Origin of the sequence: Testudinibacter aquarius (assembly GCF_004342725.1) — a bacterium.
GTDB classification, from domain to species: domain Bacteria; phylum Pseudomonadota; class Gammaproteobacteria; order Enterobacterales; family Pasteurellaceae; genus Chelonobacter; species Chelonobacter aquarius.
Genome location: NZ_SMCP01000003.1, coordinates 208,428 through 229,616 on the forward strand (window position 1 = coordinate 208,428; position 21,189 = coordinate 229,616).

Consider the following 21,189-nt stretch of genomic DNA (forward strand, 5'->3'; position numbering starts at 1 on the left):
AACAAAGAGGCTTTGCTATGCAATTTCATCTCGCCAAACATTACCCCCCGTCACGCCAAAATATCAGCAAACACTATCGAATTCATGAAAAAGATGCTGTCGATGCTTTACAAAAAACCTTAATTTTTACTACCGAACAGCAAGCGCGGATCACGCAAAACGGTATTGATTTGATTAATCGTGTGCGTAGTATCAAGAAAAAAGAGTACGGCGTAGATGCGCTGATGAAAGAGTTTTCGTTAGGTGACGAAGAGGGAATTGCATTGATGTGTCTGGCGGAAGCCTTGCTGCGGATTCCCGACAATCAAACTCGTGACGAATTGATTCACGATAAGTTAAAAGAGGGTGATTGGCGGGCACATATCGGCAAATCCTCCTCTTTTTTCATCAATGCCGCCAGCTACGGGCTGTTGCTGGGTAAAAATTTGAGCCGCTCTTTTGATCCGGAGACATTGTCCAGCGCTTTGACCCGCAGCTTCGCCCGGCTTTCTGCGCCGATGATGAGATTGGCAATGGTGCAGGCAATGAAAGTACTGGGGGAGCAGTTTGTCACCGGCATTAATATTCAAGAGGCGTTAAACCGCACGAAAAAGCGTACGGAAAAAGGATACTGTTTCTCTTTCGATATGTTGGGCGAAGCAGCGCTGACCCAAGCGGATGCGGAGCGCTATTTTCAAGACTACTTAACCGCAATCGAAACTGTCGGCAAAGCAGCGCATAGCGATATTTATCGCGCTAACAGTGTTTCGGTTAAGTTATCGGCGATTCATCCCCGTTACAGCCGCGCGCAATATGATCGGGTGATGACGGAGCTTTATCCCAAACTGAAACGGCTGTACCTGCTGGCAAAGCAGTACAATATCAGTGTGAATATTGATGCTGAGGAGGCAAGTCGGCTGGAGCTGTCACTGGATTTGGTCGAAAAACTGCTCGATGAACCGGAACTGAAAGGTTATCGCGGCATCGGTTTTGTGGTGCAGGCGTATTCCAAACGCTGCCCTTATGTCATCGATTACCTGATTGCACTGGCCAGGGAAAAATCGGCCTATTTAATGATCCGTCTGGTAAAAGGCGCGTATTGGGACAGCGAAATTAAATGGGCGCAAGCCGACGGCTTAGACGGCTTTCCGCTTTATACCCGAAAAAACCACACCGATATTGCCTATTTAGCTTGTGCACAGAAATTGCTGGCGGCGCAAGATGTGGTTTATCCGCAGTTTGCGACCCACAATGTGCAAACTCTGTGTACGATTTACGAATTAGGGCACGATAAACGCTATGAATTTCAATGTCTGCACGGCATGGGCGAAACGTTATATGACCAACTGATCGACCGGCAGGATTTCAATCGACCGGTTCGGATTTATGCACCGGTCGGCACGCACGAAACCTTACTGGCCTATTTGGTGCGCCGTTTGCTGGAAAACGGGGCGAACTCCTCGTTTGTGCACCAATTGGTCGACGAAAGCATACCGGCAGCACAATTGATGACACCGCCTTGGCAACATTACGCCGCTTCTCAAGGAGAGGAAAACAGGGCCGTGCGTGCGCCGTCGGCGCTGTTTGCCGATCGGCTCAACTCATCGGGCTTTGATCTGGCCAATGAATTAGAATTGGATAAATTAGAGCAGGCGCTTAATCAAGCACAGATTGCCAACGCAAGATCGCTATTGGCGGTGAACAATGAAGCCAGCCATTTAACGCCGCATCCGGTGCGTAATCCGGCAGATCTGAATCAAGTCGTTGCCGAGGTGGCGTTTTTTGCGCCCGAGCATCTTGAATCGGTCTTCAATGCCGCCCGCCAGAGCGAATGGCAAGCACAAAGTGCGGTACAGCGTGCGCAGATTTTGCGCAAAACAGCGGATTTGTATCAGCAACATCATGGTTTATTGATGAAACTGGCCGTTTTAGAAGCGGGGAAAACCCTGCCGAATGCCATTGCTGAGCTGCGTGAAGCGGTTGATTTTTTGCGTTATTACGCCGCTCAGTTAGATGATTTGCAGCAACGCGGCAAACTGGCGCCGCCAAGAGGAACCGCACTTTGTATTTCGCCGTGGAATTTTCCGTTGGCTATTTTTACCGGACAAATTGCTGCCGCTCTTGCCGCCGGTAATGCGGTGATCGCCAAACCGGCGGAGCAAACGTCTTTAATTGCGTATGCCGCAGTCAACTTGTTCTATCAAGCCGGTTTACCACGCAGCGCCTTACAGTTGATCTTAGGCGCTGGCGATGTCGGTGCGGCTTTGGTCAAGCTGCCGTTCGATGCCATCGTATTCACCGGTTCGACCGACGTCGCCAAACTGATTGCCGAACAGTGCGCCCAAGCCGAAAACGAACCCGTGCTAATCGCCGAAACCGGCGGACAAAATGTGTTGGTGGTGGACTCATCGGCATTGTCCGAACAAGTGGTGGCGGACGTGCTGAGTTCAGCGTTCGACTCCGCCGGACAACGCTGTTCCGCCTTGCGTGTGCTGTTGTTGCAACAAGAAGTAGCGGACAAACTCTATACTATGTTGGCACAGGCGCTACAAGAACTGACACTAGGCAATCCTGCCCTGCTGGCGACCGATATCGGACCGGTGATCGATGAGGAAGCCAAACAGAATCTGCTGGCGCACAAAGCTAAAATGCGTGGGCTTGCACGCCGTTATATCGAATTGGAAAGTGCGGATAACCCCGAAGCACAGGCACACGGCCACTATGTTGCGCCGGCGATCTACCTGTTGGATGATTTGCAGCCGTTGCAACGAGAAGTGTTCGGGCCGATTTTACATATCGTGCCTTACCACAAAGCACAGCTGGCACAGCAGTTGCAGGCGATAAATGCCAAAGGGTATGCGTTGACCGGCGGTTGCCATAGCCGGATTCGCAAGCAGATTGATTTTGTCGAACGTCATCTTAAGTGCGGTAATTTTTATGTAAACCGTAACATTGTCGGTGCAGTGGTCGGCGTGCAGCCGTTCGGTGGACACGGTTTGTCCGGCACCGGCCCGAAAGCCGGCGGCGAATTTTACTTGCAGCGCCTGACCCGCGCAACGGATTACTACAGCCGCTTCGGTGATGAAAAAACCTTGCTTCATGCAAAACCGCAACTCGACAGTATTACCGGCGAAGAAAATACACTGGCGTATTTTAGCGGCGAGGTGGCAATTTTAAACGGTGATCTTCAAGCAGCGCAACAGGCGGCTGAGAGGCTACGGGCGCTCGGGTTCTCGATTGTGGTCGAGCCGTCACATCCGTTGGCGCAATCACCACAAAGCGACGTTCGGATTGCCACACAGTGGAAAAATTGCCAGAAAGGCGTGTTTTTAGCGCCATTGAGCGCAGCGCAGCGTTTAGCTTTACAGCAAAGCCGTGATGCGATTTTTAAATGTTATGATTGGCAACAAACTCAGGATATTATGCCGCTTTACGATGAATTTTCACGCAGTGAAAACACCACTGCTGCTGGCGGCAATGCCTCTTTAATGGCAACACAAGAACAATAATCTTATAGGAAGAACCATGCAAAACTATCAAATTTATATTACGTTCGGGTTATATCTGCTGATTATTTTGGGAATAGGCGTTTATGCTTACCGTTCTACCCAAAATTTTGACGACTATATTTTAGGCGGGCGCAAAATGGGCAGCTTTGTTACGGCAATGTCGGCCGGCGCTTCCGATATGTCCGGCTGGTTGCTGATGGGCTTACCCGGGGCGATCTTTTTATCCGGGCTGTCGGAGGCTTGGATTGCCGTCGGCCTGACGATTGGCGCTTATCTGAATTATCGGGTGGTGGCGGCCCGCTTGCGGATTTTTACCGAAAAATATAAAAATGCACTCACTTTACCGGAATTTTTTGCCCAGCGTTTTCCACAACAAAAGAAAGCACTGAAAATCATCTCCTCTTCGATTATTCTGTTTTTCTTCACCATCTATTGCGCTTCCGGTGTCGTTGCCGGCGCAAAATTGTTTCAAAGCCTGCTGGGACTGGATTATTCGACCGCACTTTGGCTGGGTGCACTGGCAACCATCACCTACACCTTTATCGGTGGCTATTTGGCGGTCTCTTGGAGCGACACCATTCAAGCCACTTTAATGATTTTTGCTCTCTTGCTGGCGCCGGTGATGGTGTTGCTGCATTTAACCTGGGAAGACATCAATTTGGCATTAACCGCAAAATCGGAAATGACCGGTATTCCCTATGCCAACTGGCTGCACAATGTGTCCGGCATCGGTGTGATCTCGGCACTGGCTTGGGGCTTGGGCTATTTCGGACAACCGCACATTTTAGCCCGCTTTATGGCGGCAGACTCGGTGCAATCATTGCAAAATGCGCGCAAAATCGGGATTACCTGGATGTTTTTATGTCTTGGCGGTGCAGTGGCGGTCGGTTATTTCGGCTTGGCCTATTTTAGTGCCAATCAAATTCCGTTGGATAACGCAGAATCGGTGTTTATTGAATTATCCCGTTTGATGTTTAATCCTTGGATTGTCGGTATTGTGTTGTCTGCTATTTTGGCGGCAGTGATGAGCACCTTATCCGCACAATTACTAATGTGTTCCGCTGCGGTAACGGAAGATTTCTATAAAGGTTTTCTGCGCAAAACCGCTTCCAGCAATGAGCTGGTCTGGGTCGGGCGTTTTATGGTTTTGGTGATTTCCGCCATTGCCATTCTGATTGCACAAGATCCCTCTTCGGGTGTGATGAAACTAGTGTCTTATGCCTGGGCAGGGTTCGGCGCCGCATTCGGACCGGTAGTGATTTTATCGCTGTTTAATCGCAATATCACCTCGTCAGCCGCCCTGTGGGGCATGCTTTGCGGCGCAGTGACGGTGGTGGTATGGAGTCCGCTAATGCAGTATCTTGGCTGGGCGGATTTAGCCAAGCTGTACGAAATTATTCCGGGTTTTTTAATCTGCTCTTTCATCACCATCACCTCATCGCTGTTTTCTACGGAAGATAGTGCGGTCGCTGAACAATTTGATCAAGCGTTGGCAGAGTTTAACCTGCGTTCGAAAGGCTAGGACGTGCCATCATTTCATTTTACCCGGTAAAATCCCTTGAAACAGCTCACGGCTTTTCAAGGGTTGGCTGCCGAGATAAGGTTTCAGCGCCATACGGGTAAAGCGTTTGGCGGCTTGCAGGATATGCTTTTGTTCAGCACCCAATTTGTCGAAGGCTAAACTGGCGAAGATCAGTAGTTCATCGCCGTAAAAGGTTTGGCTGTTTTTGAGCAGTGAGGCGATAAAACCCTGTTCAGCACGGTATTGATAACTCATCTGCGGCTCAATCGGCAAGCCTGAGCCGGCACAGTGCAAAAAGTCCACACCGTAGCCGAGGGTGTGTAGCAGTTGAAATTCAAATTTGCGTAGAAATGGTTCGACTGATGTGTGAACCGCACTTTCATTGCCGGCATGGTTGATATGGCAAGTAGCAAGTGCGGTCAAACAGTGTAGATAATCCTGAAACAGCTGCGGATAAGGCGCTTCGGTTTCAATCACCCGACACACCAACTCATTGATATAAAAAGCACTGTAAAGTGCGGTATGCTCCAACGGCAAGGCAAGCGAAATCGCCTCAGCTTTGGTCAAAATCTTCAAATCACCTTTGCCACTCCAACGCAGCAGCAACGGCGTAAACGGCTGCAACAGGCTTTTCAGCGCCGAACGCTTTGCTCGTGCGCCTTTCGCCAACACCGTCAAACGTCCGCTCTCCTCAGTGAAAAGATCGACCAACAGACTGGTTTCGTTGTAGGGTCTGCGATGTAGCACAAACCCACGCTGCCACGCTTCGATAATCGTTGTCCTTTTAAATTAATCTATGTTGATTTCAGACATTCAGTTTAACTAAAAAGTACGGTCAGAAAAATTAATTATATTGTACTTTGATTAATACTTTTTCCTGAATTGAACGCTTGGCTGCCACCGCAACGCAAACAGCTCGCGCCGGGCTGTCATGCAGCACGCTGCGTTGTTGTCCTTGCAAGTGCTGTAACACGCTTAGCGCTTCGATTTCTACCGCGCGACTCAGCCAAAACGGACAGAGTTCATTAATTTGGTTGTATTTTTGCGTACTTTTTCCGTTTTCGCGCAACGACAAATCCGCCTCGAATTCATCGTATAAATTAAACTGCTGGCGACGCCCGTCAGCAAATGACAACGTGAGCGTTGAGGTAAAGAAATTCACTACCAACGATCCCAATTCGCCGTGAATCGAAATACCCCATTCATGCAGACGGTAAGCCGTGCCCATTTCCAACGAGCCAAAAACGCCGTTTTTAAATTGCAGCAACAGTTGAATAATATCATGGTTATCCGGCGTGTCTGAGTGGGCGCGATTGGTGGATTGAGCATAAACCGAGTCTACTTCGCCCAACAGCCAACACAATAAATCCAGTTCATGAATTTCATGCAGCAGCTTGCCGCCCGTTAATTTGATATCATTTTTCCACCAGTTTTTATCCCGCGCCGAATCAATCCAGCGCTGGCGGTTAGCTCTGGCAACGGTGATTCTCCCCAGCGCCTGCTGTTCAATCAATTGTTTCGCTTTGAGCAACCCCGGCAAAGCACGCAACACATGCCCGATAAATACCGGTTTATCGTTCTGTGCCGCCAGTGTCAAAATTTGCTGGCAATCTTCTGCTTCAGTGGCAAACGGCGTTTCGATAAACACGGCACAGCCGACTTGTAAAGCCTGTTCGGCAACTTGGCGGTGCGCATAGTTGTAGGTGGCGATTAATACCAGATCTGGCTTACTTTGTTGCAACATATCAGCGACATCAAGGTAAGCGACAGTATTTAATGAAGTCGCTAAATCAACGGCCTGTTGATGGTTTATATCCTGTACGCCGACCAGTTCAGCGCCATTTTTTTGAAAGCCGTAAGCCAATTGCTGACCAAAAAAACCACAGCCGATCAGCGCAACTTTGATTGAATTCATGGAAGGTGTTCTCCTTGTTAAACGGTGGCGGTTAAACGTCTGCGGATCCCTTGAAAATAGACCAGAATCGCATGTTGAGTACGCTCCAAGTCGCGCGCCTCGATGGCATCAACCCAGTCACGATATTGCATGGCAAGTGCGGTCGGGGTGATATTATTGGGTGGCAATTCGTGATCCAACAATTGATAAATCTGCCAAAAAGCATCCAAGTATTGCAGCAACAATTGATTTTCGGTCGGGTAATAAATTAACAAGTGAACTTGCTGCTCTTCTCCTGCTGAAAATTGAGCATGCCGTGCATTCTGTTCTATTGTGGAGACGAGCTGTTGCAACTGTTCAACCGCTTGATCGCTTATTTTTGCCAGTGCAAGTGGTGCAAAACCATATTGCAAAATCTCGCGCACATCCAAAATATCCAGTAAGCACTTCAAATCATTTTGTAAATGCAGTTGTGCATGAAATGCCAAGCCACGAATCATCGGCACCAGAGAAGATTCGCCGACAAAGGTTCCGATCCCGTGATGAATATCCAAAATATGCAGTGCTTCCAATGATTTAATGGCTTCACGTAGGCTAGAACGGCTGACCCCCAGAAGCTCAATCAATTCATTTTCGGTCGGCATTAAATCGCCCGGTTTTAGATTTTTTTCTAAAATCAGCGATTTAATTTTCTCTTGCAACTCCAAAGTTGCCGCTTTTTTGGTTAATTTCTTCATTTTTATTGTTTTGTGATCTTCATCACGGTTATTTATTCAAAGATAGGACATCATATGTCTATCCAATTTTAGATGTATGATGTCTTATGTTTATAGCATCATATTAAATCATATTTCTGCCGTTGTCAGAAAAATCTTCACTCCATGACCGAAGGAAACCAAGATGGCTACTTTATCACTACGTCATATTTTTAAACGTTACACCAACGGTTTTGAAGCCGTACAAGACTTTAATTTGGAAGTTGCAGACAAAGAATTTATCGCACTGGTCGGTCCTTCCGGCTGCGGCAAATCGACAACATTGCGCATGGTCGCCGGGTTGGAAAGTATCTCTGATGGCGAGTTTTATATTGATGACCGGCTAATGAATGATATTGAACCGAAAGATCGCGATATTGCGATGGTGTTCCAGTCATATGCGCTATATCCGCATATGAGTGTGTATGAAAATATGGCGTTTGCCTTGAAGTTGCGCAAAATGGACAGTGGTGAAATCGACCGCAAGGTTAAAGAAGCCGCTAAAATTTTAGGGTTAGACGAATTGTTAAATCGTAAACCGAAAGCCTTGTCCGGTGGTCAGCGGCAACGGGTGGCGCTGGGGAGAACGATTGTGCGTTCACCAAAAGTGTTTTTAATGGACGAGCCACTGTCTAACCTTGATGCTAAATTACGCAGCAATATGCGTGCCGAAATTATCCGCATCCATAAAACCCTGAATGCCACCACCGTGTATGTAACCCACGATCAAACCGAAGCAATGACAATGGCAGACAGAATCGTGGTGATGAGCGGTGGTGTGGTCAAACAAATCGGCTCACCAAAAGCGATTTATGACCACCCTGACAACCTGTTTGTCGCCGGTTTTATCGGCGCACCCACCATGAATTTCCTGCACGGCAAAATTGAAAACGGCTTTTTTGTTACCGCCGATAACTATCAGCTCAGCATTCCTGATGAGGCTTATCGGCAACTAGAACGCCAAAGTGCGGTCGGCAAAGCGGTCATTTTAGGGATTCGCCCGGAAAATATTTCGAACGAACCGTTATTATTGGGTTCGTATCAAAAAGCGATGATTACCGCACCGGTCAATGTGGCAGAGCTACTGGGCGCCGAGTACATTGTTCACACCAGTTTGGGGGAGCAACCGATTAAAGCGATTGTACACTCCAGACAACAAATCAAGATGGATGAAAAAATCAGCCTGGCGTTTGATATGAAACGGGCACATTTTTTTGATCCGCAAACAGAGCAATCGCTCTTATAACCCCCTGTAACGAGCTATTCATAAGGAGCATGATATGAAATTCAGAAAAGTAATGACGGCAGCGGCTTCATTAGTGTTGGGTGCTTTTGTCTTAAGCGGTTGCGATGACAGCAAAACAGCGAACACAGCCACTCCAGCAACAACCAATGGTGAATTGGCCGGCAATATTACCGTGTGGCACTCGTTCACTCAAGGTCCGCGCCTGGAAGTGATTCAAGCAGCCGCCAATGATTTTATGCAACAACATCCGCAGGTGAAAATCAAAATTGAAACCTTTTCTTGGAATGACTTTTACACTAAATGGACAACCGGTCTGGCGTCCGGCAATGTACCGGATATGAGTACCGCACTGCCAAACCAAGTGGTGGAAATGATTAATGTCGGCGCCTTGCAACCAATCAATGATGTCATTGATACCCTGGGACTGGAGAAATTCTCAGCTGCCGCCATTAACGAAGGTACGGTCGATAACCAAAATTATTCCCTTCCGTTGTACTCCCATGCGCAAGTGATGTGGATTCGTAAAGATTTGTTGGCACAAAATAATCTGGAAGTGCCAAAAACCTGGGATGAATTGTATCAAACAGCTAAAGCGTTGACCAAAGACGGCGTTTACGGGCTGTCGGTGCCGATGGGAACCAATGATTTTATGGCAACCCGCTTTTTGAATTTCTATGTCAAGAGCGGTGGCGGCAGCTTGCTGACACCGGATTTAAAAGTAGATTTAACCAGCCCACTGGCGCAGGACGGCATCAAATATTGGGTGAAAATGTATCAAGAAACTTCGCCGAAAGATTCGATTAACTATAACGTGCTGCAACAAGCCACACTGTATTATCAAGGTAAAACTGCATTTGACTTCAATTCCGGTTTCCAAATCGGTGGCGTAAAAGCGAATTCACCACAACTTTTGGAACAAATTGATGCCTATCCAATGCCAAAAATTAATATAAACGATCCAGATTACGGCATTGAAACCTCGAATATTCCACTCGTTGTTTGGAAAAGCAGTAAACACCCGGAAATCAGTAAAGCATTTATTGAAACCTTATATCAAAAAGATCGCTATATTCAATTTTTAAGTTCGGTTCCGGTCGGGATGCTGCCGGCAGTCAGCGGTATTTCAGACGATCCTGCGTATAAAGACAATCCGGTGATTCAACAATTTGCCCATGCAGAAAAAGTGATTGAAAGTGCGGTACGCACCGGAAGTGCAATCGGCTATGAACATGGTCCGAGTGTGCAGGGCGGATTGCTGACTAACCAACACATTATTGAAGCGATGTTCCAAGATATTGTGACACACGGTACCGATCCAATGGCTGCGGCACAAAAAGCGGAAAAACAACTGAACGAGTTGTTTGCAACAGTGACTGCAAAATAGACGCTCCGGGTCGAGGCGAGCTGCTGTTTGCTGGCTTCGACCCACCCTAATTCAATAACCCCGTTATTTCCGTGCTCTGTTTTAATGGAGAGGAGGTTACTTATGCTTCAAAAAAGCTATACCCGCTGGATTTTTGTGTTGCCGGCGATGCTGGTCGTCTCGGCGCTGTTTGTTTATCCGTTTCTTTCCAGCATTTTTTACAGCTTTACCAACAAAAATTTGATCATGCCCCACTACAGCTTTGTTGGGTTTGACAACTACCGTGCGGTATTGATCGATCCGCAGTTTTGGTGGGCATTTTTCAACTCGATTAAATGGACAGTACTATCACTGGTCGGGCAAGTATTGGTTGGATTTGCCTTAGCCATCGCCTTAAATCGTATCCGCCATCTGCAATGGCTATATAAAATTTTGCTGATTATTCCTTGGGCATTTCCAACCATTGTTATCGCCTTTTCTTGGCAATGGATTCTGAATGGGGTTTACGGCTACTTGCCGAATATGATCACCAAACTGGGGCTGATGGACATTGCGCCGAGCTTCTTATCCGACAGCTCTTGGGCATTTGTCAGTCTGGTGTTCATTAACATCTGGTTTGGTGCGCCGTTGATCATGGTAAACGTTTTATCTGCTTTGCAAACCGTGCCGGCAGAACAATATGAAGCCGCCAAAATTGACGGTGCCAATGCTTGGCAGGTTTTCCGTCACATTACGTTACCGCACATTAAAGTGGTGATCGGCTTATTGGTGGTACTGAGAACCGTCTGGGTGTTTAACAACTTCGATATTATTTATCTGATCACCGGCGGTGGCCCGGCGAACTCCACGATGACCATTCCAATTTATGCCTACAACATGGGCTGGGGCACTAAAATGCTGGGTCGTTCTTCGGCGGTTACGGTACTGTTGTTTATCTTCCTGCTGCTAATCTGCTTTATCTACTTCAAAGTGATCAACCGCTGGGAAAAAGAAGGGGAATAAATGATGAAAAAGAAAAGCTCAATTTTCGGTGATATTGTCTCGTATCTGTTTTTGACTGTCGCCACCATTATTGCGGTATTCCCATTGGTTTGGATTGTGATCTCTTCCCTGAAAGGCAAAGGAGAATTAACCAGTGATCCGACACGCTTCTGGCCGAAAGTATTAACGCTCGATTATTTCGATCATGTGATTAACGGCTTGAATTTTGCCGTGAACATTAAAAACAGCTTGCTGATTGCCCTGGTCACGACGTTTATCGCCATTGTTATTTCTTCGATGGCAGCCTACGGCATTGTGCGCTTTTTCCCTAAATTGGGTGCAATCATGTCGAAATTGCTGATCACCACCTATATTTTTCCACCGATTTTATTGGCGATTCCCTATTCCATTGCCATGGCAAAAGTCGGATTAACCAACACTACCACCGGACTGATTATTGTCTATCTGTCGTTCAGTGTGCCTTATGCGGTTTGGCTGCTCGTCGGCTTTTTCCGCACCGTGCCGATAGAAATAGAAGAAGCCGCCCGGATTGACGGCGCCAATAAATTCACAGTGTTCTTTAAGATCGTGCTGCCATTGGTCGCACCGGGCATTGTCGCCACCGCAATCTACACCTTTATCAATGCGTGGAACGAATTCTTATATGCCTTAATTCTGGTGAATGATACCAGCAAAATGACGGTTGCCGTTGCCTTGCGTTCATTAAACGGTGCAGAAATTTTGGATTGGGGCGATATGATGGCGGCATCGGTGCTGGTGGTTATTCCGTCCGTGATTTTCTTCTGTTTTATCCAAAACAAGATTGCAGGAGGATTATCTGAAGGATCCGTCAAATAATCAAATTATTGCAAATTCAAGTATCTGTATTAAACCGTAATTCAATGTGAGGAGAAAAAAATGATTAATTATGCTGTCATCGGCGTCGGCTATTTTGGGGCAGATTTGGCGCGCATTATGCAAGAAACCGAAGATGCCACCATTACCGTCGTATACGACCCCGACAACGGGGAGACAATTGCCGCCGAATTGGGCTGTGATGCCGCAGCCAGTTTAGAACAGGCGATTAACCGTGCCGATGTGGACTGTGTGATTGTGGCAACCCCAAACTATTTGCATAAAGAGCCGGTTATTTTAGCGGCAAAACATAAAAAGCACGTTTTTTGTGAGAAACCGATTGCCCTCAGCTACCAAGACTGTGACGAGATGGTGCGTGCCTGTGAGGAAAACGGTGTGATCTTTATGGCAGGACATATCATGAATTTTTTCAACGGCGTTCATTATGCCAAAGAACTGATTCAACAAGGGGTGATCGGCAAAGTGCTGTATTGTCACTCGGCGCGCAACGGCTGGGAAGAACAACAGCCTTCAATCTCTTGGAAAAAAATCCGTGAAAAATCCGGAGGACATCTGTATCACCACATTCATGAACTGGATTGTGTGCAGTTTATTATGGGCGGTGCACCGAAAACCGTCACCATGACCGCCGGCAATGTGGCACATCAGGGAGAAAGTTTCGGTGATGAAGACGATATGCTGTTCCTTAATCTAGAATTTGATGATAACCGATTTGCCTTGCTCGAATGGGGTTCGGCATTCCGCTGGGGCGAACACTATGTGTTGATTCAAGGGGAAAAAGGCGCCATTAAACTCGACATGTACCATTGCGGTGGCACATTGCGCGTGAATGGGCAAGATTCACACTTTTTAATTCACGAAAGTCAGGAAGAAGATGACGACCGCACCCGTATTTATACCGGCGCCAGCATGGACGGCGCTATTCAATACGGCCAACCCGGCAAACGGACACCATTATGGCTCAATACTGTGATGCGTAAAGAGATGAAATATCTCAATGATATTTTGCATGGAATGCAACCCACTGAAGAGTTTGCCAAACTGCTGACCGGCGAAGCGGCACGGGCGGCAATTGCCACCGCAGACGCCTGTACCAAATCCCGCTATGAAAACCGTAAAGTCGCGGTGAGTGAGATTACCGGCGCATAACGCCCTTCATCAGCCGACTAAAGTGGATGAGCTGTATTCAATTTGAATATGGCTCATCTTTTTTTCAACGCCAACAAACAACCGCAGAGCACAATCAGCGCTCCAATTGCCTGCATAAGATTAATTTGTTCATTCAAGGCAACATAACCGACCAGCGCAGTAGATAATGGTACTAGGGTCTGTTAATCTTTATTTATATTTTGAGTTGTTGTTTAAAATGAACACAATCTAGGCGTAAGCCGAAATCAATAGCGGGACTATTGATGAGGATTACAACGACGAGTGTGTTCATTTTAAACACAATCCGCTGGACTATGACTATTTTTCGCCACTACGGCGTTAAAAGCCGTTCGTTTAGAATCACTAAACTTCACAACTTTTGCCTTGTATTAGCGAAAAATAGTCTATAGCTCAAATTATAAATAAAGATTAACAGACCCTAACAATTGGATTAAATTAAAAATCACCACACCTTGTTTTTGCACGATATAAAATGCCAACAACATTCCGCTTAAAATGCCATAAATACCGGACAGCGCCAACGCAATTAATAAGCTATCACTGACCACACTGAGTTGATTTATTTTGCCACTGAAGATTGCTAGCGCTAGAAAAATTAATCCGGCAATCGTCGCAGTGGTGGTGCTGATAATAATAACATGCAGTTTTGTCGCAATATCTTTGACAATGACATTTTGTAGAGACTGTATAAAAATAGCCGTCGCAAGAAAAAAAGCACCGTGAATAAAATCCGCACTCTCATTCCCAGCAGTGGCTTGATTGCCATAAAAAACAAAAATTAACGAGCCGATAACTGCCAACCCGCCGCCGAGATAAAACGTACGCTGCTGAATTTTACGCCGTTCATCCTGATAAAACAGCGCTATCATCAAGATACCAAGCGGCATCGCTAAAATCCCGAAAATACTGCCGGTCAACGCACTGGTGTGACGCAGTCCGTTCATAAAGCAGTACATATTTGCCGTCATCAATAAACCAAGCAGGCTTAATTTAGAAATTAAAATCGGATCAGCTAAACAGTCTTTTAAAATACTTCTAAATTTGAATACACAAATCAATAATAAAAATAAACTGCCAAAAAGAAAGCGAATGGCATTATTATTTAAAGGATCAAAATATAAGCTCATATAGCGCATAATAGGAAAACCAAACCCCATTAAGACAATATAAATTATTCGTATGCTATACTCATTCTTCATCATTTACCCGTGGAAATCACTTCTTTTGATTTCACATTTTAATTTCGCATTCATAAAGTACAATTTTATCATTTTTTCATAATTACAAAATACGCGATAATATTTTTATACTGATAATTACAGAGTATAACTTTATTAATTATATTATATCGTTATTTTCTATAACCGAGCTTCTTATAACCGCACTTCTTATAACCGCACTTGGCATAACTTATGGTACAAAGTGCGGTTGGCAAATCGAAAAACGAAAAAGCCGCTATCAACATCAGCTGATAGCGGCTTTTCTTTGTGTAACACCAGTTAATCTTTATGCTGCCGCATTGCCGGGAATAGAATCACATCACGGATTGACGGTGAGTTGGAGAAGATCATCGCCAAGCGGTCAATGCCCAAGCCTTCACCGGCAGTTGGTGGCAAGCCGTGTTCCAGTGCGGTCACGAAGTCTTCGTCCTTAAACATCGCTTCATCATCGCCAGCTTCTTTAGCGGCAACTTGTTCGTCGAAACGGGCGTTTTGGTCTTCGGCATCGTTCAACTCGGAGAAACCGTTGCCGATTTCACGTCCGCCGATAAACAATTCGAAACGATCGGTCACCTCCGGATTGTCATCGTTACGCCGTGCCAGCGGTGAAATTTCAGCCGGGTGCGCCATCAAGAACGTCGGCTGAATCAGATGGTGTTCTGCCACTTCTTCAAAAATGGCATTGATCACGCTGCCCAAGCCCCATGATTTCTGCACTTCGATGCCCAATTTCTCCGCTAGGGCTTTGGCTTGGGTAAAATCTTGTAGTTGTTCAGCTTGGATATTGTCGCCGTATTTCAAAATGGCATCGGTCATCGTCAAGCGTTCAAACGGTTTGCCAAAATCAAACGTGTATTCACCGTATGGCACGGTGGTGGTGCCGAGAATATCCAACGCCAATTTGCGCAACAGCTCTTCGGTGTTGTCCATCAAATCGTGGTAATCAGCGTAGGCTTGGTAGTATTCCAACATGGTGAATTCAGGATTGTGGCGTACCGACACCCCTTCGTTGCGGAAGTTGCGGTTCAGCTCAAACACCCGCTCAAAGCCGCCGACCACCAAGCGCTTCAGGTAAAGTTCCGGCGCAATCCGCAGATACATATCAATATCCAGCGCATTGTGATGGGTGACGAACGGACGCGCCGCCGCCCCGCCCGGAATCACTTGCAGCATCGGCGTTTCCACTTCCATAAAACCTTTATCCAGGAAGAATTGACGAATGCCACTGATCACTTTGGAGCGGATCACAAACGCACGGCGCGAATCATCGTTGCTGATCAAATCCAGATAACGCTGGCGGTAACGAGTTTCTTGATCGCTCAAGCCGTGGAATTTATCCGGCAATGGGCGCAATGCTTTGGTCAGCAGCTCAAGTGCGGTACAGCGCACGGTCAACTCGCCGGTTTTGGTTTTGAACAGTGTACCTTTGGCACCGACAATATCGCCCAAATCCAACAGCGACATCAGGCTCTCATATTCGCCTTCCGCCAATAGATCGCGCGCCACATACAGTTGAATTCTGCCGCTCATATCTTGCAAAGTGATAAAACTAGCCTTACCCATTTTACGTCGGGTCATAATCCGTCCGGCAACGCTCACGGCAATTTCTTGCGCTTTCAGTGTTTCGCCGTCTTCGTTTTCATATTGGCGATGCAGATCTTGCGCCAAATGCTCACGGCGGAAATCGTTCGGAAACGGATTGCCTTGCTGGCGAAGTGCGGTCAGTTTTTCGCGACGCACCAACATTTCACCGTGCAGATCCAGTTCCGGAAGTTGTTGTTCTGACATAATGTATTCCTTATGTATTCCTTAGGGTTATTTCAATATTCGGTTACAAGCCGGCTTTTAAGCTGGCTTCGATAAATTTGTCCAAATCACCATCCAACACCGCCTGGGTGTTGCGGTTTTCAATGCCGGTGCGCAGATCTTTAATACGGGCATCGTCCAGCACATACGAGCGGATCTGGCTGCCCCAGCCGATGTCGGATTTGCTGTCTTCCAACGCTTGTTTTTCAGCATTTTTCTTTTGTAGTTCCATTTCATACAACTTGGCTTTCAACTGCTTCATACATTGATCTTTATTTTTGTGCTGTGAGCGGTCGTTTTGGCATTGCACCACGATTCCGCTCGGAATGTGGGTGATCCGCACCGCACTTTCCGTTCGGTTGACGTGCTGTCCGCCCGCACCGGAGGCACGGTAAACATCAATCCGCAAATCCGCCGGATTGATGTCGATGTCAATATCTTCATCGATTTCAGGGTAAACAAACACGGCACTAAACGAGGTGTGGCGACGGTTGTTGGAATCAAACGGGCTTTTGCGCACCAAGCGGTGGATACCGGTTTCGGTACGCAGCCAGCCAAAAGCATATTCGCCGCTGACCCGAATGGTAGCAGATTTAATCCCGGCAACATCACCATCGGAAGCTTCCATCAATTCAGTTTTAAAGCCCTTACTTTCCGCCCAACGCAGGTACATTCTAACCAACATCTCGGTCCAGTCTTGCGCTTCGGTACCGCCGGAACCGGCTTGCAAATCGACATAGCAATCGGCGCTGTCGTGTTCACCGCTGAACATGCGGCGGAACTCCAATTGCGCCAGTTTGGCCTCCAGCTCTTGCAGCTCGGCAACTGCTTCATCGAAGGTCTCCTGATCCTCGGCTTCTACCGCCAATTCCAACAATCCTTCGGCATCTTGCAAACCTTGATCCAAGGTGCGAATGGTATCGACCACCGCATCCAACGCTGACCGCTCTTTGCCCAGTGCTTGTGCTTTTTCCGGGTCATTCCACACATCCGGCTGCTCTAATTCAGCATTAACCTCTTCCAATCGTTCGACTTTGCCGTCGAAGTCAAAGATACCCCCGAAGAACCTCGGTGCGTTGCCCGAGATCACTGATTTGGTTTTTGACGGGATTAATTTCAAACATTCTAAATACCGATTATAAATTCACTGTAAAGGGGAGAAATTATATGATATTTAGCGACGATTTAACAGGCACAATTCTGTTTGCTGCATTTAAGTGCGGTTGGGGCGGTTGTTGATGGCATTTTTTATTTACTCACGGTTTATGTTATAGTGGCAAACTTTTTTAATTTTTTGCTCAAATAATAGGGGCTGTTGATCTTTGTTTATATTTTGAGTTGTCGTTTAAAATAAGCACAATCCGCAGGACTATGACTCTTTTTCGCCACTACTGCGTTAAAAGTCGTTCGTTTAGAATCACTAAACTTCACAACTTTTTCCTTGTATTGGCGAAAAATAGTCTATAGCTCAAATTATAAACAAAGATCAACAGCCCCTATACTCGAACAGGAGGAATAATGAAATCAGAATTAAACAGCAGCAAATTATCCTATCGCGATCGCATGGCGGTGGAGGAACACGAGCGTTTGAGCCCGCGCTTGCTGTATGAAATTATCCGCCAAGACGGGATTGAAGAACTATCGCGCCCAACTAAAGCGCTGATTTTTTCAGGCATTACCGCAGGATTAGTCATTACATTTTCCTTTATTTTCAAGGCCGTATTTACCGCTTATACACCAAATGAACCTTGGGCTCCGTTGATTACCAATATGGGCTATACCGTCGGATTTTTGTTGGTGATTTTAGGGCGGATGCAATTGTTTACCGAAAATACTATTACTACCGTAGTTCCCTTATTTAATCCGCTTAGTCTAAAAAAACTGCTGGCGGTAGCAAAGTTATGGACAACGGTGTTCGGTGCCAATTTAATCGGCACCACCTTGGCAGCGTTGTTTTTACAAAACCACCACGTTTTCAATCCTGAATTTGTGGTGGCAATGAATGACATAGCCCATCACGTTGCCTCAATGTCGGTCAGCGACAATATTCTGCGCGGTATTCCGGCGGGTATTTTGATTGCATCGGTGGTGTGGATGATGCCAACGGTCGGTAACGGCAAATTTGTGATGATCTTTTTCTTTATCTATTTGATCGCCTTGGGGGATTTTACTCATGTGGTGGTCGGTTCAGCAGAAATGGCTTATCTGGTGATTCAAGGAGATGCCAATCTCTATGACTATTTCGTCACCTTCTTAGGTCCGACAGCGTTAGGCAATATTCTCGGTGGAACCGTCGTGTTTACCATTATGATTTACGGCCAAGTTACGGACGAAATCGGTAAAAAATAAGCATTTGAACATTGGGCAGATCAATAGCGATCTGCCCAAACCGCACTTTCCGCCTTATTCCCATCTCGTTATTTTTATGTATGAGATCATATTCTATTGCCATTAAGATTTTACATCGGTGTTATTGCGATTATTTCACCTGTCACACTTTATTAAATGAGAATAATATTCAGTTGCAATCGGTGCTATCTAGGTAATCATACCGCTTCGCTGAAGCTTTTTAAGGCATTTTTCAATCTAATAATAATGGGGTCAACATGAGCGTTAATATCATCAAAATTGCGGCAGAATTTCTTGCCGATAAACAACGTATATTTATTAATTTTATCCGAATCGCTATCTGTATCGTGATGTTGTGGATTGGCGGCTTGAAGGCATTTCAGTATGAAGCCGACGGCATTGTGCATTTTGTTGCCAACAGTCCGTTTATGAGTTTTTTCTACAAAGACAGTCAAAAAATGGTTGAAAATGAGAAAGGCGAGTTGGTCAAAGAATATACCTTATACAAAAACCCAGAAGGAAAAATGGTACAAAAAAATATTGATTGGCATAAACAAAACGGGACTTATCCGTTCTCTTACGGTTTGGGCGCAGTGATTGTCACTATTGGCTTACTGACCTTATCGGGAATTTGGAATCCGACGACAGGCATGCTCGGCGGCTTGCTAACGTTCGGAATGTCGATTGTTACGCTCTCGTTTTTGATCACCACTCCGGAGACGTATGTACTGAATTTAGGCGGTGACCTGCCGACACCGAATTACGGCTTCCCATACCTGTCGGGGGCAGGTCGGTTAATTTTGAAAGATATTATCATGATGGCAGGTGGGTTGACCGCCGCCTCAGAATGCGCACAGCGTTTTCTGAAAGCCAGGGCTTAAAAGATAGAAGGGGGATAAAATCAATCCCCCTTGTTTGTTTGCTCTTACTATTCTGAGGGGAATAAAAACGGGTTGACCGCACTTTTGGCGTAGCCCATTTTCTCCATTTCATCGTCGAGGAAAAGACTGGCGAGGTCGTCGGCAACGGCTTCAACCTCAGGGTTTTTATCCTGATACAAGACTTTCAGATAGCTATGGCAGTCATCGCAGCTTTCACTTTTCACCGCATGATCTGAATCCAGCGACCAATAATTCAACTTGCCGCCTTGCTCACAATTGCTGCATTTCACCCGCACCATATGCCATTCACTTTCGCACAACGAACAGTGCAGATAACGCGTACCTTGCACTTCCCCAAGCTGAATCGTACTGGCAACCGGCGCAGAGCCGCAAACTGGACAGAATTGGCGGTTTTCGCCCAGTTCGGTTTTGGCTTGATGCGGAATTTGTTGTACCAATTGAGTCCAGTACAACGACAGTGCCGCCCACAGAAAGATAGCCTTATCACTTTGATTAGACAGCATATTATCACGTAACAGCTGATTGGCTAGTGCGTTCAGCTCGCTGGCAGAAGCTTTTTCCAACCACTCAATCGTCGCTAAAATGGCATCATTGGCACTCGGTTTAATCCGTTGTAACAACTGCTGTAACAGTTCAAGCCAAATCGGATCGCGCTGCCAGTTTTTCCAATGCAACGGCTGTTGTGCCAATAATGCAGCATTGTCTTTGACCGCACTTAAGCGCACATCCGCAGCAATCGGTGCCGTTTGCAATAAGTCTAACTGGGCATCGGCAATATTGGCGCAAAAACGCAGATAATCTTGCAACGGGTGATTCTCGCTCAGCTTACGCAAACGGGCTGCCCGGCGTTGATATAAATTTTTCGGATTGGCGAAAAGCAGCGGTGGAGCAAAAAACCCCGCCGCTGCTTGTTTGATTTCGCTTTCCGCTAGAATGCGAATACTCATTTATTTATGCTCTTGCTTCCCTTGTCTATGCTCTTTCTCCAATTCAGGTAGAATGGACTCACGGAACCAGCGTGGATGGTGTTTTTTTGCCCAACGCGCTGTTACCCAGCCTTCAACCATACCTCGAATCGAGCCTTTAACCCAAATTGCCATATACACATGCACCATGATCCCCAATATTAGGGCAATGGCACTGGTAGCGTGCAGCAATAATGCAATCCGAATCACTGGAATAGAAAAATTCTCGGCAAAATAGGGACGCCACATGATGACACCGGTGACCAATAAAATGACTAACGCCATAATCAAGGTCCAGAACAGCAACTTTTGTCCCATATTGTAGTGACCAACATCCGCAACATGGTGTTCGTTACCTTTCAGCACCTCAACCACATTGAACAACCACTGCCAGTCGCCTTTTTCAATCAAGTTATCACGCCAATAGTGTTTCGCCAAAATGGCAAAGGCGATAATCATCACCAAACCGGTGAACGGGTGCAACACCCGTGCTAGTTGTGGTGTGCCCAATACTTCTGCAATCCAAGCAAAGTCTGCAAAGAAAAACGACAGTCCGGAAAGTGCGGTCATAAAGAAGCACAGCACCAACAACCAGTGGCTCAACCGCTCTTTCAGGTTATGGCGAATAACTTTTCTGTTTAAATCAACCATG

General features: G+C 46.4%; 17 protein-coding genes and 1 pseudogene. 9 read left to right on the top strand and 9 right to left on the bottom strand.

Annotated elements, in window-relative coordinates:
* Positions 1-17 precede the first annotated feature (17 nt).
* Complete coding sequence (putA, locus tag EDC16_RS04470) at positions 18-3,488, top strand: bifunctional proline dehydrogenase/L-glutamate gamma-semialdehyde dehydrogenase PutA (RefSeq protein WP_132965832.1); 3,471 nt, start codon at positions 18-20, stop codon at positions 3,486-3,488.
* A 16-nt stretch (positions 3,489-3,504) separates the two neighbouring features.
* Positions 3,505-5,010 carry a sodium/proline symporter PutP gene (putP, locus tag EDC16_RS04475; protein ID WP_132965834.1) on the top strand — a complete coding sequence of 502 codons (1,506 nt, stop codon included), beginning with the start codon at positions 3,505-3,507 and terminating at the stop codon, positions 5,008-5,010.
* Between the two features lie 9 nt (positions 5,011-5,019).
* Here the strand turns inward: putP and recO are convergent, their stop codons facing one another.
* The 3 genes from recO to EDC16_RS04490 all read right to left on the bottom strand — a co-directional run bounded on the left by recO (position 5,020) and on the right by EDC16_RS04490 (position 7,641).
* Positions 5,020-5,784 carry a DNA repair protein RecO gene (gene recO, locus EDC16_RS04480; protein ID WP_132965836.1) on the bottom strand — a complete coding sequence of 255 codons (765 nt, stop codon included), beginning with the start codon at positions 5,782-5,784 and terminating at the stop codon, positions 5,020-5,022.
* Positions 5,785-5,854: 70 nt separating this feature from the next.
* On the bottom strand, positions 5,855-6,925 hold the full coding sequence (locus EDC16_RS04485; RefSeq protein WP_132965838.1) for a Gfo/Idh/MocA family protein: 1,071 nt from the start codon (positions 6,923-6,925) through the stop codon (positions 5,855-5,857).
* Positions 6,926-6,942: 17 nt separating this feature from the next.
* The gene (locus tag EDC16_RS04490; RefSeq protein ID WP_132965840.1) at positions 6,943-7,641 is read right to left on the bottom strand and encodes a FadR/GntR family transcriptional regulator; all 699 of its coding nucleotides are present in this window, start codon (positions 7,639-7,641) and stop codon (positions 6,943-6,945) included.
* Between the two features lie 163 nt (positions 7,642-7,804).
* Between EDC16_RS04490 and EDC16_RS04495 the strand changes: the two genes are divergently transcribed.
* The 5 genes from EDC16_RS04495 to EDC16_RS04515 all read left to right on the top strand — a co-directional run bounded on the left by EDC16_RS04495 (position 7,805) and on the right by EDC16_RS04515 (position 13,274).
* A complete protein-coding gene (locus EDC16_RS04495) occupies positions 7,805-8,905 on the top strand; it encodes an ABC transporter ATP-binding protein (RefSeq protein ID WP_132965842.1) in 1,101 nt (366 codons plus the stop codon).
* Between the two features lie 34 nt (positions 8,906-8,939).
* The gene (locus EDC16_RS04500) at positions 8,940-10,289 is read left to right on the top strand and encodes an ABC transporter substrate-binding protein (protein WP_132965844.1); all 1,350 of its coding nucleotides are present in this window, start codon (positions 8,940-8,942) and stop codon (positions 10,287-10,289) included.
* 102 nt (positions 10,290-10,391) lie between these two features.
* Positions 10,392-11,270, top strand: coding sequence for a carbohydrate ABC transporter permease (locus EDC16_RS04505; protein ID WP_132965846.1), 879 nt, complete (start codon positions 10,392-10,394; stop codon positions 11,268-11,270).
* Complete coding sequence (locus EDC16_RS04510; RefSeq protein ID WP_232517236.1) at positions 11,271-12,107, top strand: carbohydrate ABC transporter permease; 837 nt, start codon at positions 11,271-11,273, stop codon at positions 12,105-12,107.
* A gap of 60 nt (positions 12,108-12,167) precedes the next feature.
* Positions 12,168-13,274, top strand: a complete 1,107-nt coding sequence (locus EDC16_RS04515) for a Gfo/Idh/MocA family protein (protein ID WP_132965848.1) — start codon at positions 12,168-12,170, stop codon at positions 13,272-13,274.
* Between the two features lie 53 nt (positions 13,275-13,327).
* Here the strand turns inward: EDC16_RS04515 and EDC16_RS12895 are convergent.
* The 4 genes and pseudogenes from EDC16_RS12895 to prfB all read right to left on the bottom strand — a co-directional run.
* A pseudogene (locus tag EDC16_RS12895) lies at positions 13,328-13,441 on the bottom strand (DMT family transporter); the annotation flags it as partial.
* 249 nt (positions 13,442-13,690) lie between these two features.
* A complete protein-coding gene (locus tag EDC16_RS04525; protein WP_341866882.1) occupies positions 13,691-14,497 on the bottom strand; it encodes an EamA family transporter in 807 nt (268 codons plus the stop codon).
* A 297-nt stretch (positions 14,498-14,794) separates the two neighbouring features.
* On the bottom strand, positions 14,795-16,303 hold the full coding sequence (lysS, locus tag EDC16_RS04530; RefSeq protein ID WP_132965852.1) for a lysine--tRNA ligase: 1,509 nt from the start codon (positions 16,301-16,303) through the stop codon (positions 14,795-14,797).
* Positions 16,304-16,346: 43 nt separating this feature from the next.
* Positions 16,347-17,445 (bottom strand): peptide chain release factor 2 gene (prfB, locus tag EDC16_RS04535; RefSeq protein WP_132965854.1). Its coding sequence is split into 2 segments (ribosomal slippage): positions 16,347-17,369 and positions 17,371-17,445, totalling 1,098 coding nucleotides; the frame shifts between segments, so codons are not numbered across the junction.
* 394 nt (positions 17,446-17,839) lie between these two features.
* Between prfB and EDC16_RS04540 the strand changes: the two genes are divergently transcribed.
* Together EDC16_RS04540 and EDC16_RS04545 are read left to right on the top strand one after the other, a co-directional pair.
* Entirely contained in the window at positions 17,840-18,670 is an 831-nt protein-coding gene (locus tag EDC16_RS04540) for a formate/nitrite transporter family protein (RefSeq protein ID WP_132965856.1), read from the top strand.
* A 257-nt stretch (positions 18,671-18,927) separates the two neighbouring features.
* Positions 18,928-19,551, top strand: a complete 624-nt coding sequence (locus EDC16_RS04545; protein WP_132965858.1) for a DUF417 family protein — start codon at positions 18,928-18,930, stop codon at positions 19,549-19,551.
* Between the two features lie 47 nt (positions 19,552-19,598).
* On the opposite strand, the gene fdhE is transcribed toward EDC16_RS04545, so the two are convergent.
* Together fdhE and EDC16_RS04555 are read right to left on the bottom strand one after the other, a co-directional pair.
* A complete protein-coding gene (gene fdhE / locus EDC16_RS04550; RefSeq protein WP_132965860.1) occupies positions 19,599-20,519 on the bottom strand; it encodes a formate dehydrogenase accessory protein FdhE in 921 nt (306 codons plus the stop codon).
* Positions 20,520-21,188 carry a formate dehydrogenase subunit gamma gene (locus EDC16_RS04555; protein WP_132965862.1) on the bottom strand — a complete coding sequence of 223 codons (669 nt, stop codon included), beginning with the start codon at positions 21,186-21,188 and terminating at the stop codon, positions 20,520-20,522.
* Between the last annotated feature and the right edge of the window lies 1 nt (position 21,189).